This is a genomic window from Pseudomonas sp. EA_65y_Pfl1_P113 (genome assembly GCF_963970525.1).
In the GTDB taxonomy this organism is placed as follows: Bacteria; Pseudomonadota; Gammaproteobacteria; order Pseudomonadales; family Pseudomonadaceae; genus Aquipseudomonas; species Aquipseudomonas tritici.
On record NZ_CAXAQM010000011.1, the window covers coordinates 166,612 to 181,305 of the forward strand.

The 14,694-nt window shown below is 60.6% G+C and carries 11 protein-coding genes and 1 pseudogene; 4 read left to right on the forward strand and 8 right to left on the reverse strand.

The window, feature by feature from the left end; genetic code table 11:
• Positions 1–2: 2 nt before the first annotated feature.
• The 5 genes and pseudogenes from aroK to pilM form a co-directional block, all read right to left on the reverse strand.
• On the reverse strand, positions 3–521 hold the full coding sequence (gene aroK / locus AACY52_RS13190; protein ID WP_339415555.1) for a shikimate kinase AroK: 519 nt from the start codon (positions 519–521) through the stop codon (positions 3–5).
• Between the two features lie 4 nt (positions 522–525).
• Positions 526–1,782: pseudogene (locus AACY52_RS13195) on the reverse strand (type IV pilus secretin PilQ); the annotation flags it as partial.
• 138 nt (positions 1,783–1,920) lie between these two features.
• Positions 1,921–2,880 (reverse strand): pilus assembly protein PilP, encoded by a 960-nt coding sequence (locus AACY52_RS13200; RefSeq protein ID WP_339415554.1) that lies wholly within the window; start codon positions 2,878–2,880, stop codon positions 1,921–1,923.
• Complete coding sequence (locus AACY52_RS13205) at positions 2,877–3,431, reverse strand: PilN domain-containing protein (RefSeq protein ID WP_339415553.1); 555 nt, start codon at positions 3,429–3,431, stop codon at positions 2,877–2,879. The genes AACY52_RS13200 and AACY52_RS13205 overlap by 4 nt, the downstream gene beginning before the upstream one ends.
• Positions 3,428–4,081 carry a type IV pilus assembly protein PilM gene (pilM, locus tag AACY52_RS13210; RefSeq protein ID WP_339415552.1) on the reverse strand — a complete coding sequence of 218 codons (654 nt, stop codon included), beginning with the start codon at positions 4,079–4,081 and terminating at the stop codon, positions 3,428–3,430. Before pilM ends, AACY52_RS13205 begins: the two co-directional genes overlap by 4 nt.
• A gap of 221 nt (positions 4,082–4,302) precedes the next feature.
• Between pilM and AACY52_RS13215 the strand changes: the two genes are divergently transcribed.
• On the forward strand, positions 4,303–6,762 hold the full coding sequence (locus AACY52_RS13215; protein WP_370468025.1) for a penicillin-binding protein 1A: 2,460 nt from the start codon (positions 4,303–4,305) through the stop codon (positions 6,760–6,762).
• 135 nt (positions 6,763–6,897) lie between these two features.
• Here AACY52_RS13215 and AACY52_RS13220 read toward each other — a convergent pair whose 3' ends face one another.
• The 3 genes from AACY52_RS13220 to rpmE all read right to left on the reverse strand — a co-directional run bounded on the left by AACY52_RS13220 (position 6,898) and on the right by rpmE (position 9,399).
• Positions 6,898–8,166 (reverse strand): malic enzyme-like NAD(P)-binding protein, encoded by a 1,269-nt coding sequence (locus tag AACY52_RS13220; protein ID WP_339415550.1) that lies wholly within the window; start codon positions 8,164–8,166, stop codon positions 6,898–6,900.
• Between the two features lie 181 nt (positions 8,167–8,347).
• The gene (locus tag AACY52_RS13225) at positions 8,348–9,154 is read right to left on the reverse strand and encodes a thermonuclease family protein (RefSeq protein WP_339415548.1); all 807 of its coding nucleotides are present in this window, start codon (positions 9,152–9,154) and stop codon (positions 8,348–8,350) included.
• A 14-nt stretch (positions 9,155–9,168) separates the two neighbouring features.
• Positions 9,169–9,399, reverse strand: a complete 231-nt coding sequence (gene rpmE / locus AACY52_RS13230; RefSeq protein WP_049710411.1) for a 50S ribosomal protein L31 — start codon at positions 9,397–9,399, stop codon at positions 9,169–9,171.
• A 214-nt stretch (positions 9,400–9,613) separates the two neighbouring features.
• Between rpmE and AACY52_RS13235 the strand changes: the two genes are divergently transcribed.
• The 3 genes from AACY52_RS13235 (at position 9,614) to AACY52_RS13245 (ending at position 14,472) form a co-directional block, all read left to right on the forward strand.
• A complete protein-coding gene (locus AACY52_RS13235; RefSeq protein WP_339493315.1) occupies positions 9,614–11,833 on the forward strand; it encodes a primosomal protein N' in 2,220 nt (739 codons plus the stop codon).
• Positions 11,834–12,032: 199 nt separating this feature from the next.
• A complete protein-coding gene (gene argS / locus AACY52_RS13240) occupies positions 12,033–13,769 on the forward strand; it encodes an arginine--tRNA ligase (protein WP_339560544.1) in 1,737 nt (578 codons plus the stop codon).
• A 1-nt stretch (position 13,770) separates the two neighbouring features.
• Positions 13,771–14,472, forward strand: coding sequence for an SPOR domain-containing protein (locus AACY52_RS13245; RefSeq protein ID WP_339435787.1), 702 nt, complete (start codon positions 13,771–13,773; stop codon positions 14,470–14,472).
• Positions 14,473–14,694: the final 222 nt, after the last annotated feature.

The following is a 14,694-nucleotide window of genomic DNA, read 5'->3' on the forward strand; positions in this document are numbered from 1 at the left end:
CTTTAACGGGGTGGCAGCCGTTGCAGACGCTCGAGAATGTCGAGGACCACCATCCGAGGGGGCCGCTCATCGGTTTCCACCACCAGATCGGCGATCTCCCGGTACAGCGGATCGCGCAGCATGAGCAGGTCCCGCAGGGTTTTTTCCGGGTTGGCCGTACGCAGCAATGGTCGATTGCGATCGCGGGCGGTGCGGCCCACCTGCTGCTCGACTGACGCATGCAGATAGACCACCCGACCACCGGCATGCAGCGCGCGGCGGTTTTCGTCGCGCATCACCGCGCCACCGCCAGTCGCCAACACCACGCCATCGCAGCCACACAGCTCGGCGATCATCGCCTGCTCGCGGTCACGAAAGCCCAGCTCGCCTTCCTTATCGAAGATCCATGGGATATTGGCACCCGTGCGCAATTCAATTTCCTTGTCGGAATCTTTGAATGGCAGGCGCAGCTCTTTGGCCAGCAAACGGCCGATGGTGCTTTTTCCAGCTCCCATCGGTCCTACAAGAATCAAATTTCGCACAGAATCAACGACTCACAGCAATCGCCTGGTTATTCATAATACGCGGAGTCAGGAATACCAGCAGCTCGGATTTTTTCTCCGCCAGCACATCGCGCCGGAAAAGGCGGCCAAGATACGGCACATCGCCCAAAAATGGCACTTTATCTACCACTTTGCTTTGGGTATTGGAGAAGACCCCGCCGATAACAATGGTCTCGCCATCCTTCACTAACACCTTGGCATTGACCTCGTTTTTCTTGATCGGCGGCACGTCGTTGAGTTTGTTCAAGTAATCGGGCTCATCCTTGGTGACCTTGACCTCCATGATTACGCGGTCGTCGGGGGTGATTTGCGGGGTGACCTCCAGCGACAGCGACGCCTCCTTGAACGACACTGAAGTGGCGCCACTGGAACTGGATTCCTGATAAGGAATCTCGGTGCCCTTGAGGATGCGCGCGGTTTCCTTGTCGGAGGTGACCACTTTGGGTTGCGAAACGATTTCTCCGTTGCCGGTTTTCTCCATGGCGGTGAGTTCCAGGTCCAGCAGCAGGTTATCGGTGATAAAGGCGATGCCCAGGCCCGAGGTGCCGGTCAGCGAACCCAAATCGACAAAGGGTGAGCTGGGTGGGTTCTCAGGCGGTTCCGCACCTTCAGACTGAGGCTTGGGGATACCTCCCGCGCCCCAGTTTCCGCGATTCAGCCGGCCACCCCAGCGCGCGCCCAGGCTTTTGTCGTAATCGACATTGGCCTCGACAATCCGCGCTTCAATCATTACCTGGCGCACCGGAATATCCAGCTGAGCCACGATCCGCCGCAGCTCCTCCATCCGTTCCCCGGTCTGGTAGGCAATGATGTTGTTGGTACGATCATCGACCGCCACCGAGCCACGCTCATCGGTGACGCCCTCAAGGCCCGTGACTGATTGGAACAGCTTGGCCAGGTCCGCCGCCTTGGCGTAGTTGACTTGCAACAGCTCACGGCGCAACGGCGCCAGTTCGGCCATTTGCTTGCGCGACTCAAGGGTCAGCAGCTCACGCGCGGCCAACTCCTCGGCAGGCGCCACCAGTAATACGCCGGACTTTACCCGCTTATCCAACCCCTTGGCTTGCAGCACCAGGTCCAGCGCGTGGTCCCAGGGCACATCCTTGAGGCGCAGGGTGATCGAGCCCTGCACATCGTCGCTCGCTACCAGGTTGAGGCCCGCCACATCGGCAATTTGCTGCAACGCGGTACGTAACTCGATGCTCTGGAAGTTAAGGTTCAGCTTGTCGCCTGTGTAGGCGCTTGACATGGCGCTGCCGGGAGGCGGCAACTGGATCAAATCCACGCGACTGGGCACAGCACTAGCCATCGGTGCCGTGAACGCTATCCATAGCGCCACACCGACGGACGAAAAAGTCCTTTTCATTGTTTGATTCCGTTATGAGTTGAGGTTTAACACCAGCGTTCGGGGACGCTCGATCCAGGCGCCCTGACCATCAGGAAACAGCTCGACCAGTTCTATGTAACCTTCGTGGATGGCAGTGATACGCCCATGGTCCGGCCCCAAGTAGTCACCGACCGCCAGGCGGTGCACGTTGGATGCCGCACGCAGCAGGGCGAAAGCTCGCACCCCAAGGGACAGCGTGCCGACCATTTCAAACTGTTCCATAGGTAGACTTTCCAGTACACCACGTGGCCGGGCGAGGTCTGGCGCGCGGGCTGGCCGACCAGACACGTGGTCTACCTGAATGGCAAGCAATTGAAAAGGATCGCGCAGCCCCAATGAGTCGTAGACAAACGGCTGCCCTTGCCCGCCTCGCCCACCGCCCTGGGCATGCCAGTAAGTCTTGGCCAGCAGGTCAAGGCGTAAAAGCTTGCCATCACGCCTAAAGGCCACATCGTGCACCGTGGCGATGCGCGACAGGCCACCCAGGCCACTCAGGAACATCGCGAGGTCGTGATAAGCGCCCGCGACACCGATCTGCACAGGTTGTTCGTGATAGAACGGACGCGACAACTCATCCAACGGGGTGACGCTCTCAACCAGCAAACCATTGGCCAGTGCCAGACGCGCAACGTCTTCCAGCAAGCCGGGCATTTCTGACTCGCTCGGCAATGCCTGCAAAAGCTCATCGACCTTCGCCTGCATCAACTGAAGCTGTTGCGTGCGCGCCTCAAGGCTGGCAGCCAGGACAGTTTTTTGTGCGACTTGCTGCTGCAGGGCCACTTCCCGCGCCTCAACTTGATGTAACCGCGCCCGCGAAGGACTCAGGTACGTCAGGTCACCCACCACAAACACCAGACCCGTCAGCGCACAGCCCAACAGGGCCTTGCCGGGTAAGGGCCATTTTGCAGCGTTGTGAGTGAGTGCAGAAAGATTGAGCCTCAGCAGGCTCAAGGTTGAGCCTCGGTGGACTCTCCCTGACGGACCATCAGCTGGAACTCATTGTTGCCGCGCGCGCCATCCGTCCGCACATGTTGCAGCCGCGTCGAATGGGCGCCTTGCGCGGCCTCCAGGCGGCGCATCAACCGGGCGATGTCCTGGCTGGATTCAGCGCTGCCGCTGATACTTACCGTATCGCCCTTCGCCAGCACTTCATGCAGGTGTACACCGTCAGGCACCGCACGCGCCAACTGATCCAACAGCTGAGCACCATTCGAGCGGGCATCGTGCAGGTCTTGCACGACCTTCATGCGCTGCGCCAGTTGCTGGCTTTGCTCCTGCAGGTCATCGATGGTCTTGATGCGCGAATCCAGGCCGGTGATTTCCTTGCCCAGATGGTCATTGCGAGTCACCTGACGATCAATGGCTTGGTCGATCACCTGATCCGCCAGCCACACAGTCCCCAGTGCCGCACAAGCGAACGCCAGCAAACACGCCAGCAAATTCTTGCGACGCCGCTCTGCCAGCGACTGGCGCCAAGGCAGTAGGTTGATTCGTGTCTTCAAGCGAAACTCCTCAGGGCCAACCCGCAAGCAATTCCCATCCCTTGGGCATCCACGGCCCATTGTGCACTATCCACTCGATGGCTCGGCGTGAAGCTTGCGAAATCCTGACTGCAAGCGCGCGCCAATGCAAACGCGTCGACATCGACCACCTTCGGCACCAGCCCCGCCAGGGCCAAAACTGCCTCGCGGGCTTCCACCTGATCCTTGAGGCATGCAGCGAGCAGTACCTCGACACGGCCTGGGTCAAGTGCAGTCGGCCCGCGCACCTGAAAGTCGATGGCCACCTCATCCAATGGATAAGGAATGTACTGGTCTGCCTCCATCTGGATCATCCAGGTCATCTCATCGTCTGTGAGCCCCGCTTCCATTTCGATCATCCGCGTGATCACCGAAGGCCCGGCCACAGAGGCGGCAGCACCACGGGCCGACGTCGATAACCGCGACAACGCACTGCGCAAGGTGCGCCCTACACCTTCGAGATCGAGGAATGTGCCGTCGACCACCGTGTGCGCAGGCAATGCCTGTGTAACATAGCCTTGAACGTTGAACCCCGAAACTGAGCGACCCAGCTCGATCAGCCGGATGCTCGTGTCATTGATGTCAACACCTAGCAAGGTGTCGGCTTTTCGCGTGAAAAATCCCTTTCTCATAAAACTCCCTAAAACTTTGTCTGTCATACCGCCTGATTGCCGTTGTGCACTCTGCATTCGGTCGACTTGTTGAACCGGCGCGAATGACGCCCCAAGTCGAAAAATGCTTTAATGCCCATCGCTTTTTCCCGCTATTTATCTGCAGCTCGGGTCGATCCATCGTTTGCCATGCATGCCCCGACGCCTAACTCATTCTTTTCTCTGGAAATCCAAAAGCCTTGATTCGTCTGCTGAAGTTTTTCGGGTACTCCATTGTCGCCATCGTTTGCGGGCTGCTGCTCGTGCTCAGCGGGGCCTACCTCTACCTTAGTCCGGGTTTACCCTCCGTAGAGGCCCTTAGAAGCATCCAGTTGCAGATTCCTTTGCGGGTCTACAGCAGCGATGAAAAACTGATCGCGGAGTTCGGCGAAATGCGCCGCACACCGATTCGTTTTGCCGATATTCCACCCAATTTCATCAACGCCCTGCTGTCGGCCGAAGACGATAACTTTGCCAACCACTATGGCGTCGACCCAAGCAGCCTGCTGCGTGCGGCGACACAATTGGTAAAAAGCGGACACATTCAGTCCGGCGGCAGCACCATCACCATGCAAGTGGCGAAGAACTTCTTCCTCACCAGCGAGCGCAGCTTTTCGCGCAAGGCCACGGAGATCCTCTTGGCACTGCAGATTGAGCGCCAGTTGACCAAGGACGAGATCCTCGAGCTGTACGTCAACAAAATCTACCTGGGCAACCGTGCCTATGGGATTGAGGCGGCTTCGCAGGTCTACTACGGCAAGTCAATTCGTGATGCCAGCCTGGCGCAGATGGCCATGATTGCCGGCCTGCCAAAGGCCCCATCACGCTTCAACCCCCTGGCCAACCCGGCACGCAGCAAAGAACGCCGCGACTGGATCCTGGGGCGCATGTACAAGCTGGGCAAGATCGACCAGGCCGCTTACGAAAGCGCCATCGCCGAGCCATTGAACGCCTGCTACCACGTGCAGACGCCGGAAGTGAACGCACCCTATATCGCCGAAATGGCGCGCGCCGAGATGGTCGGCCGCTACGGCAGCGAGGCCTACACCGAAGGTTTCCGTGTGACCACCACCGTGCCGAGCAACCTGCAGGACATCGCCAATGAGTCGGTGCATTCCGGCCTGATCACCTACGACCAGCGCCACGGCTACCGCGGCCCTGAATCGCGCCTGCCGGGCAAGACCCTGAGCGCCTGGACCACCGAGCTGGGCAAGCAACGTGCGATCAGCGGCCTGGAGCCGGCGATCGTCACCCAAGTGAACAAGGATGGCGTGCAGGTGCTGACCCGCACGGGTGAAGCCCATGTGGCATGGGACAGCATGAAATGGGCGCGCCCTTTCCTGAACACTAACAGCATGGGCGCAATACCCAAGCAGCCGTCTGACGTCGCGCAGGTGGGTGACTTGATCCGCGTGCAACGCCAGAAGGACGACACGCTCAAATTCAGCCAGGTGCCATTGGCCCAGGGCGCTCTGGTGTCTCTGGACCCGCAGAACGGTGCAATCCGCGCGCTGGTGGGTGGTTTCTCGTTCGAGCAGAGCAACTATAACCGTGCGACCCAGGCCAAGCGCCAGCCCGGCTCGAGCTTCAAGCCGTTCATCTACAGCGCCGCACTGGACAACGGCTACACCGCCGCCAGCCTGGTCAACGATGCCCCGATCGTGTTTGTCGACGAGTACCTGGACAAAGTCTGGCGCCCGAAGAACGACAACAACACGTTCCTCGGCCCGATCCGCATCCGCGAGGCGTTGTACAAGTCGCGTAACCTGGTGTCGATCCGCCTGCTGCAGGCGATGGGCGTGGGCAAGACCATCGATTACATGACGCGCTTTGGCTTTGCCAAATCCGACATGCCGCCAAACCTGTCCCTGGCGCTGGGCACCGCGACCCTTACGCCGATGGAAATCGCCACCGGCTGGAGTACCTTTGCCAACGGCGGCTACAAGATCGCGCCGTACCTGATCGACAAGATCGAAAGCCGCAACGGCGACACCCTGTTTACCGCCAACCCGCCGCGAGTGCCGGGGGATGTGGTCAACGGCGTAGCCGCGAATGATGGCCTGGCGGCCCCGAGTAATGGCGGCATCACCATTGAGCCAACCCCAGGTGCTGCGCCAACTGCCAACGCCGCTGCAACCGAACCGCAGGCGCCAGCCGTGGCCGAGCGCATCGTCGATGGCCGTACCACTTATATCCTCAACAGCATCCTTGAAGACGTGATCAAGAAGGGCACCGGCCGCCGCGCCCTGGCCCTTGGCCGCGCCGATATCGCGGGCAAGACCGGCACCACCAACGAGTCCAAGGATGCGTGGTTCTCCGGCTACAACGCCGACTACGTCACCACCGTGTGGACCGGCTACGACCAACCGGAAAGCCTTGGTCGTCGAGAGTACGGTGGCACCGTCGCGCTACCGATCTGGATGAGCTACATGGGCGCAGCTTTGAAGGACAAGCCACTGCACACCCAGCCGGAGCCGGAAGGCATCCTCAGCCTGCGGATCGACCCGATCAGTGGCCGTGCGGCATCGCCAAGCACGCCGAATGCGTACTTCGAACTGTTCAAGAGCGAAGACACGCCGCCGTCAATTAATGAGTTGGGCAATGGCGTCGCGCCGGGCAGCCCGCTGCCAGCAGACGAGGCGGCGCCGATCGATCTCTTTTAGAGAGCGGCAAGCTGTCAGCTACAAGCGGCAAGAAAGAGCTGTGATGTGCCACCCTTAAACTTGCAGCTTGCAGCTTGAAACTTCCCCATAAAAAAACCCGGCGTTCCGAGCCGGGTTTTTTTATGGGTCTACGGCTTAGCCGTTGAACACATCATCCACGCTTTGCAGCGGGTAGTTCTTCGGATACGCCAGGGTAGCCACACCGGTCTCGATGGCGGCTTTGGCCACGGCATCGGAGATCAGGGTGATCAGGCGCTTATCCATTGGTTTCGGGATGATGTACTCACGACCGAATTCCAGCTTGGCGCCACCGTAGGCATCGCACACGTCTTGAGGCACCGGCAGTTTGGCCAGTTCACGCAGGGCGTTGGCAGCAGCCACTTTCATCTCTTCGTTGATGCGCCGGGCGCGAACGTCGAGGGCGCCACGGAAGATGAACGGGAAGCCCAGCACGTTGTTGACCTGGTTCGGGTAGTCCGAACGGCCAGTGGCCATGATCACGTCGTTGCGAGTGGCATGCGCCAGTTCCGGCGAGATCTCCGGGTCCGGGTTGGAGCAGGCGAACACGATCGGGTTGGCGGCCATGGACTTCAGGCCTTCGGCGCTCAGCAGGTTCGGGCCGGACAGGCCAACGAACACGTCTGCACCGTCGAGCGCGTCAGCCAGGGTGCGCTTGGACGAAGGATGGGCAAACATCGCCTTGTACTGGTTCAGGTCGGTACGCTCGGACTGGATCACGCCCTTGCTGTCGACCATGTAGATGTTTTCCAGCTTGGCGCCCATGCTCACGATCAACTTCATGCAAGAGATGGCCGCGGCGCCAGCGCCCAGGCAGACGATCTTGGCATCAGCCAGGGTTTTGCCAGCGATTTCCAGGGCGTTGATCATGCCGGCAGCGGTAACGATCGCGGTGCCGTGCTGGTCATCGTGGAATACCGGAATGTCGCACTGTTCGATCAGGGCTTTTTCGATCTCGAAGCACTCAGGTGCCTTGATGTCTTCCAGGTTGATGCCACCAAAGGTGATGGAAATGCGCTTGACCGTGTCGATGAACGCCTGCGGGCTTTCGGAGTCGACTTCGATGTCGAAAACGTCGATGCCGGCGAAGCGCTTGAACAGCACGCCTTTGCCTTCCATGACTGGCTTGGACGCCAATGGGCCAAGGTTGCCCAGGCCGAGAATCGCGGTGCCATCGGAAATCACTGCAACCAGGTTGCCTTTGCCGGTGTACTTGTACGCCAGTTCAGGGTCGCGGGCGATTTCACGTACGGGCTCGGCAACACCAGGGCTGTAGGCCAGCGACAAGTCGCGGGCGGTGGCAGTGGCTTTGGTGAGCTCTACACTCAGCTTCCCTGGACGAGGATGGGCATGGTATTCGAGAGCGGCAGTTTTCAAATCAGACATATCGGCATTCCGCTTTTGCTGTTGGTCGACGGACCGCCGAGGATACGCGTGTCGCAAAGTCCCTACAAGACTGGGCAGTCACAGGTGTCAAGGCCCCAAAGTGCCGTACTTTGGTCTAAGGCCACGGGACACAAGGGCTCAAGTGTTCACAATCACCTAAAAAAATGTCTACAATTTTTTATTAATAAATCGATTTGAGCATACCGGGGTCGGTCACTGGCAGCAGCCAACGTGCCTGGCCGTTTTTCAGGGCGCCCCGCTTGGCGCGATCCTGCACCCAGCCGCGCGCCTCGATTGCCTTGCCTTGCAGACCACTTAGCCATGCGGCGTCGAACTGTTGGATGAGGTCGGGTGCAATGCGCAATACCAGTGAACCCCGCAATTCGATCCAGATTCCACCACGATTGCGTTCGATCTTGCGCACTTTACCGCTGACAAGCACGAAGCCGGATTGCTTGAGCTGCGCCACCTGTCGCACTGGCGACTGGCGCCAAAGACCCAGTCGCGCCTTGCGGGCAGTGTTTTCGGCCGCCTGCTGGCAAGTGACGAGATCGACATTGGGCGCGACGCCCACTTGGAACCCCAGGCCCTCGGCCAGCAACTGCGCTTCCAGATTCTCGCCATTGGCACCATAGAGGTGAGCCAGCGTGCGGCCGTAGTGGTCTTTGCTCTCGCGCCCAGGCACCAGGCCGAGGCGACTGTCGCTGGCGTCTACCAATGCCTGCAAGCGCTGACGGGCAGCGACAGCGTAGGGCTCGTCGGAACGGCCTCGCCTGCCGGTCTCCGGCGCATTGAGGCCAATCATCCGTACGCTGCGACCATCCTTGAGGCGCACCGTGTCGCCATCCACCACGCGCTGCACCTCAACCCGGGCAAGGCCTGACGGCGCGGGACAGAACACCTGCGCCTGGGCGGCTGACTGCCAAATCCCAGGCACAAAAAAGGCGCCCACAAGGGACGCCTTTTTCAACAGCTGGCAAAAGCCCATAAGGCTTTTGAGCCTTACTCTGCTGGAGTAGCAGGCTTCTTGCCGAAAGCACCAAAGCGATCTGCGAAGCGCTGTACACGGCCGCCGGTGTCCAGAGTTTTCTGCTTACCGGTGTAGAACGGGTGGCACTCGTTGCATACGTCAGTACCCAGTGGCTTGCACAGGTTCGAACGCGTTTCGAACTTGTTGCCGCAGCTGCAGGTTACTTCGATGGTTTCGTACGCTGGATGGATATCGGCTTTCATGGCACTTCCTCGGGCTAGCGTGCCGCCACTCGACACTATTGTCGAATACCGCACGTAATTAGGCCGCGGATTCTACCAGACCTTTTTAATCGCGCAAGCGGCGCATCTGGCTGAATCCGCGCCTTTCATCAGAAAGTGCGGCATACCCAAGCCTGCGCCTGTCTGCTAGGCTCCCGCCCCTGCGCCACCGCCTGCCTTTATATGAGACCCCCGCGTGCCCGACGCCATTTTGCGCCTAGCCCTGCCCTCGCCCCTGCGCCGCCTGTTCGATTACCGGGCTCCGGCTGGCGTGCTGCGGGCGCAGTTACAGCCGGGCATGCGCGTACGTGTACCCTTTGGCCGGCGGGAAATGATCGGCATCCTGGTGGAAGTGGCCGACCATAGCGAAGTGCCTGCGGAAAAGCTCAAGCCCGCGCTGGCGATGCTCGACGCCACCCCACCGCTGCCACCTGCGCTGTTCAAGCTGTGCCTGTGGACGGCCCAGTATTACCAGCACAGCCTGGGCGACACCTTAAGCTGGGCATTGCCAGTACTGCTGCGCCAAGGCGAACTGGCCGAAGCACGCCAGGAACGCTTCTGGTCGACGGTGCCCGGCGCGAGCCTCGACGACCCGCGTATCGCCCGCGCCCCGCGCCAACGTGAAGCCTTGGCGACACTGGCACAACATCCCCACGGCGTGGCCCATCAACTGTTAAGCAAGCTGATGCTGAGCAAGGACAGCCTCAACCTGCTGCTGGCTAAAGGCTTGGTGCAGGTGGAGATCCGCAAGCAAGCCCCCAACGCCCGCCACGAACACTGGCTGGCCCAACCGGAATTGCCGCTGAACCCAGAGCAACGCGCTGCGTATGAAGCCATTCGTGCAGGCTTCGACAGTTTCCATGCCTTCCTGCTGGCCGGGGTCACCGGCAGCGGCAAGACCGAAGTCTATTTGCAGTTGATCCGCGAAACCCTGCAAGCCGGTAAACAGGCACTGGTGTTAATCCCCGAGATCAACCTGGGCCCGCAAACCCTGGCGCGCTTCGAACAACGCTTCAACGCACGTATCGCCCTGGTGCACTCGGCGGTCAACGACCGTGAGCGCCTGGAGTCGTGGCTGGCCGCGCGAGATGGCGAAGCCGACATTATTATCGGCACCCGTTCGGCGCTGTTCACCCCGATGAAGAACCCCGGGCTGATTATCATCGACGAGGAGCACGACGGCTCCTATAAACAGCAAGAAGGCTTGCGCTACCACGCCCGCGACCTGGCGCTGGTGCGCGCACGCCAGGAAGACATCCCGATTGTGCTGGGCTCGGCCACGCCGTCCTTGGAAAGCCTGCACAACGCCTACACCGGCCGTTACGGCCTCCTGCGCCTCAACGAGCGTGCGGGCGGCGCCAAGCAGCCACGCTTCCTACGCCTCGACGTTAAAAGTCGCCCATTGGACAGCGGTATTTCCGGGCCCATGCAACAAGCCATCGGCCAGACCCTCGCCGCCGGCCAACAGGTATTGGTGTTTCTCAATCGTCGGGGCTTTGCGCCGACCCTGCTGTGCCACGACTGTGGCTGGATGTCCGAGTGCGAGCGCTGCGATGCGCGCATGACCGTGCACCAGCGCCACGGCGAGTTGCGCTGCCATCACTGCGGTCATGTGGAGCGGCTGCCTCGCCACTGCCCGCAATGCGGCAAAGTCGACCTGCGACCTGTAGGCGCAGGCACCGAACGCGCGGAAGAGCGCCTGGGCATTCTGTTCCCCGATTACCCGGTGCTGCGCGTCGATCGCGACAGCACCTCGCGCAAAGACGCGATGAACCAACTGTTCGCGACCATCCAGAAGGGCCAGCCGTGCATCTTGATCGGCACGCAGATGCTTGCCAAAGGGCACCATTTTCCACGGGTGACCCTGGTGTCGATCCTGGACGTGGACGGCGGGCTGTTCTCCGGAGATTTCCGCGCCAGCGAACGCATGGCGCAGTTGATCGTGCAGGTCGCCGGCCGCGCAGGCCGCGCCGAAGAGCCAGGCCGGGTGATTATCCAGACACACCTGGCCGAACATCCGCTGCTGATCCAACTGACTGAACAAGGTTACTTTGCGTTCGCCGAACAGGCGCTGAGCGAACGCCGCGCCGCCGGCCTGCCGCCTTTTTCGCATTTAGCGTTATTACGCGCCGAAGCCCACAAACCAGGGCAGGCCGAAAGCTTTCTGGATGAAGCGTGCAGCGCCGCCGAACGTTTGCTCGGCGAGCTGAGCCTGAGCGGCATCGAGCTGCTCGGCCCGGTGCCAGCGCCCATGGAACGCCGCGCCGGGCGTTATCGTGCTCAGCTACTCTTGCAAGCAACCTCCCGTGCGCCCCTGCATCGGCTATTAAGTAGCTGGTTGCTTGCGCTGGAGCAAATGCCCAGCGGCCGACAAGTGCGATGGTCGCTGGATGTGGACCCGGTGGATTTGTACTGATCGTTACATTGCTATCGCACACCAGCTCCCACATTTTGAAATGTGAACAGCCTTAAATATGGAAGCGAGCTTGCCCGCGATGAGGCCCGCAGGTCGCCAACCCGTCTGAATGGTTGGCAAGCCCGCCCTCGCCACGGATAATGCCCAGTTTTTCCACCTGCGCATCGCGCGCCGCCGCTTGCGGTCGAAAGAGAACACCATGAAAGACACCATTCGCCAGCTGCTCCAACAAGCCCTCACCCAACTCGTCAACGAAGGTGTGTTGCCTGAAGGCCTGACGCCGGCGATCCAGGTGGAAAACACCCGCGACAAGACCCACGGCGACTTCGCCAGCAACATTGCGATGATGCTGTCCAAGCCTGCCGGCATGAAACCACGCGACCTGGCTGAAAAAATCATTGCCGCGCTGCCTGCCGATGAAAGCGTCACCAAGGCCGAAATCGCCGGCCCTGGCTTCATCAACTTCTTCCAGAACACCCAGGCCTTGGCCAACCGCCTCGACGCGGCCTTGGTCGATGCCCATGTGGGCGCGCGCAAAGCCGGCCCGGCCCAGCGCACCGTGGTCGACCTGTCGGCCCCCAACCTGGCCAAAGAGATGCACGTCGGCCACTTGCGCTCGACCATCATCGGCGACGGCGTAGCACGGGTCCTGGAGTTCCTCGGTGACGAAGTCATCCGTCAGAACCACGTCGGCGACTGGGGCACCCAGTTCGGCATGCTGATGGCCTACCTGCAGGAAAACCCGATCACCAGCGACGAATTGTCAGACCTGGAAAATTTTTATCGCGCGGCCAAGAAGCGCTTTGATGAGTCAGAAGAGTTCGCCGACCGCGCCCGTGGCTTGGTAGTGAAGCTGCAGGCCGGCGATGCCGAATGCCTGGCGTTGTGGACCAAGTTCAAGGATATCTCGCTGTCCCACTGCCAGAAGATCTACGAACAGCTCAACGTCAAGTTGACCATGGCCGATGTGATGGGCGAAAGCGCCTACAACGACGACTTGATCAATGTGGTCAACGACTTGAAGGCTGCTGGCATGCTGGTCGAGAGCAACGGCGCCCAGTGCGTGTTCCTCGACGAATTCAAGAACGCCGACGGCGAGCCGCTGCCGGTGATCATCGTCAAGGCCGATGGCGGCTACCTCTACGCCACCACTGACCTTGCGGCTGTACGCTACCGCAGCGGCACGCTCAAGGCTGACCGCGCGCTGTACTTCGTCGACCAGCGCCAGGCCCTGCACTTCCAGCAAGTGTTCGCCGTAGCGCGCAAAGCCGGTTTCGTCACCCACCCGATGCACATGGAGCACATGGGCTTTGGCACCATGAACGGCGCCGATGGCCGTCCGTTCAAGACCCGCGATGGCGGCACGGTAAAGCTGATCGACCTGCTGACCGAAGCCCAGGAACGCGCCTACACTCTGGTGAAGGAAAAGAACCCGGAGCTGGCCGAAGCCGACCTGCGCAACATCGCCCGCGTGGTGGGCATTGGCGCGGTCAAATACGCCGACCTGTCCAAGCACCGCACCAGCGACTACAGCTTCAACTTCGACCTGATGCTCAATTTCGAAGGCAACACGGCGCCTTACCTGCTGTACGCCTACACCCGTGTGGCTGGCGTGTTCCGCAAGCTGGGCAAGGACTTCAGCGAAGTTGACGGCCAGATGGTGCTGGAGGCTCCGCACGAACAAGAACTGGCCGCCAAGCTCGCGCAATTCGGCGAAGTGCTGAACAGCGTCGGCGAGAAAGGCACCCCGCACATTCTGTGCACCTACCTGTACGAAGTCGCGGGCCTGTTCTCCAGCTTCTACGAGAACTGCCCGATCCTGACCGCCGAAGACGAAGCCCAAAAGCAAAGCCGTCTGCGCATCGCCGCACTGGCTGGACGGACCCTCAAGCAAGGCCTGGAACTGTTGGGCCTGGAAACTCTGGAGCGTATGTAAGTTGGCTGCCAAGAAAAAACCTGCACCCAAGCGCGGCGCCAGCCGTTACCAGGCCCCGGCAAAGAAGCCTATTCCAGGCTGGCTGTGGATGGCCATCGGCCTCACCGTTGGCGCGTTTATCGTGTTCCTGATGAAACTGGAGCCAGGCCAGGGCGACGACGTCAAACGGGTCAAACAGGAGCAGCAGAAAGCCACCAAAATGGCCGAAGCCAACAAGACCGCGCCAAGCCCAACAGCACCGGTGAAGCCAAAGTACGACTTCTACACGCTGCTGCCGGAATCGGAAGTGATCGTGCCGCCTGACGCCGTACCGGAGAAAACCCTGCCGACGCCGCAAGTGCCGACCACGCCGGTCACGCCGGCAGAAGCCGCGAAAATCGACACCGCGCGCGCCCAGGCCGCATTGGCCGGGATCACTCCGCCGCCAGCACCACCGGTCGCCGAGACCAAGGCAGCGCCGGTGACCAAGTTCTTCCTGCAAGCGGGCTCGTTCCCGAAACAGGCGGATGCGGATCGCGTGCGCGCGCAGATCATCCTGCTGGGCCAAGCGGTGACGGTAGAGTCCGGTACGGTGAAGGATGCGACCTGGTACCGCGTGCTGGTGGGGCCGTTCAGCAACCGTGAACAGCTGACCGTCGCGCAGAAACAACTGGCGGGCGCAGGGTTTAGCAACCTGTTGTTACAACAACGCCAGAGCCGCTAACTCCCAGCCAACCCAGTACAAATGTGGGAGCTGGCTTGCCTGCGATGGCGGTGTAACAGTCAATATTTTCAGTAACTGACACACCGCCATCGCAGGCAAGCCCGCTCTTATCAAACAAAAAATAACTCATTGTTTTTGCTCTTAAAATTTAAGCCGCTTTAACCAGCTGCAATCCAAGTTTGCGTGCCTTGCGTTCCAAGGCGCGCATCTGCCGATCACGGC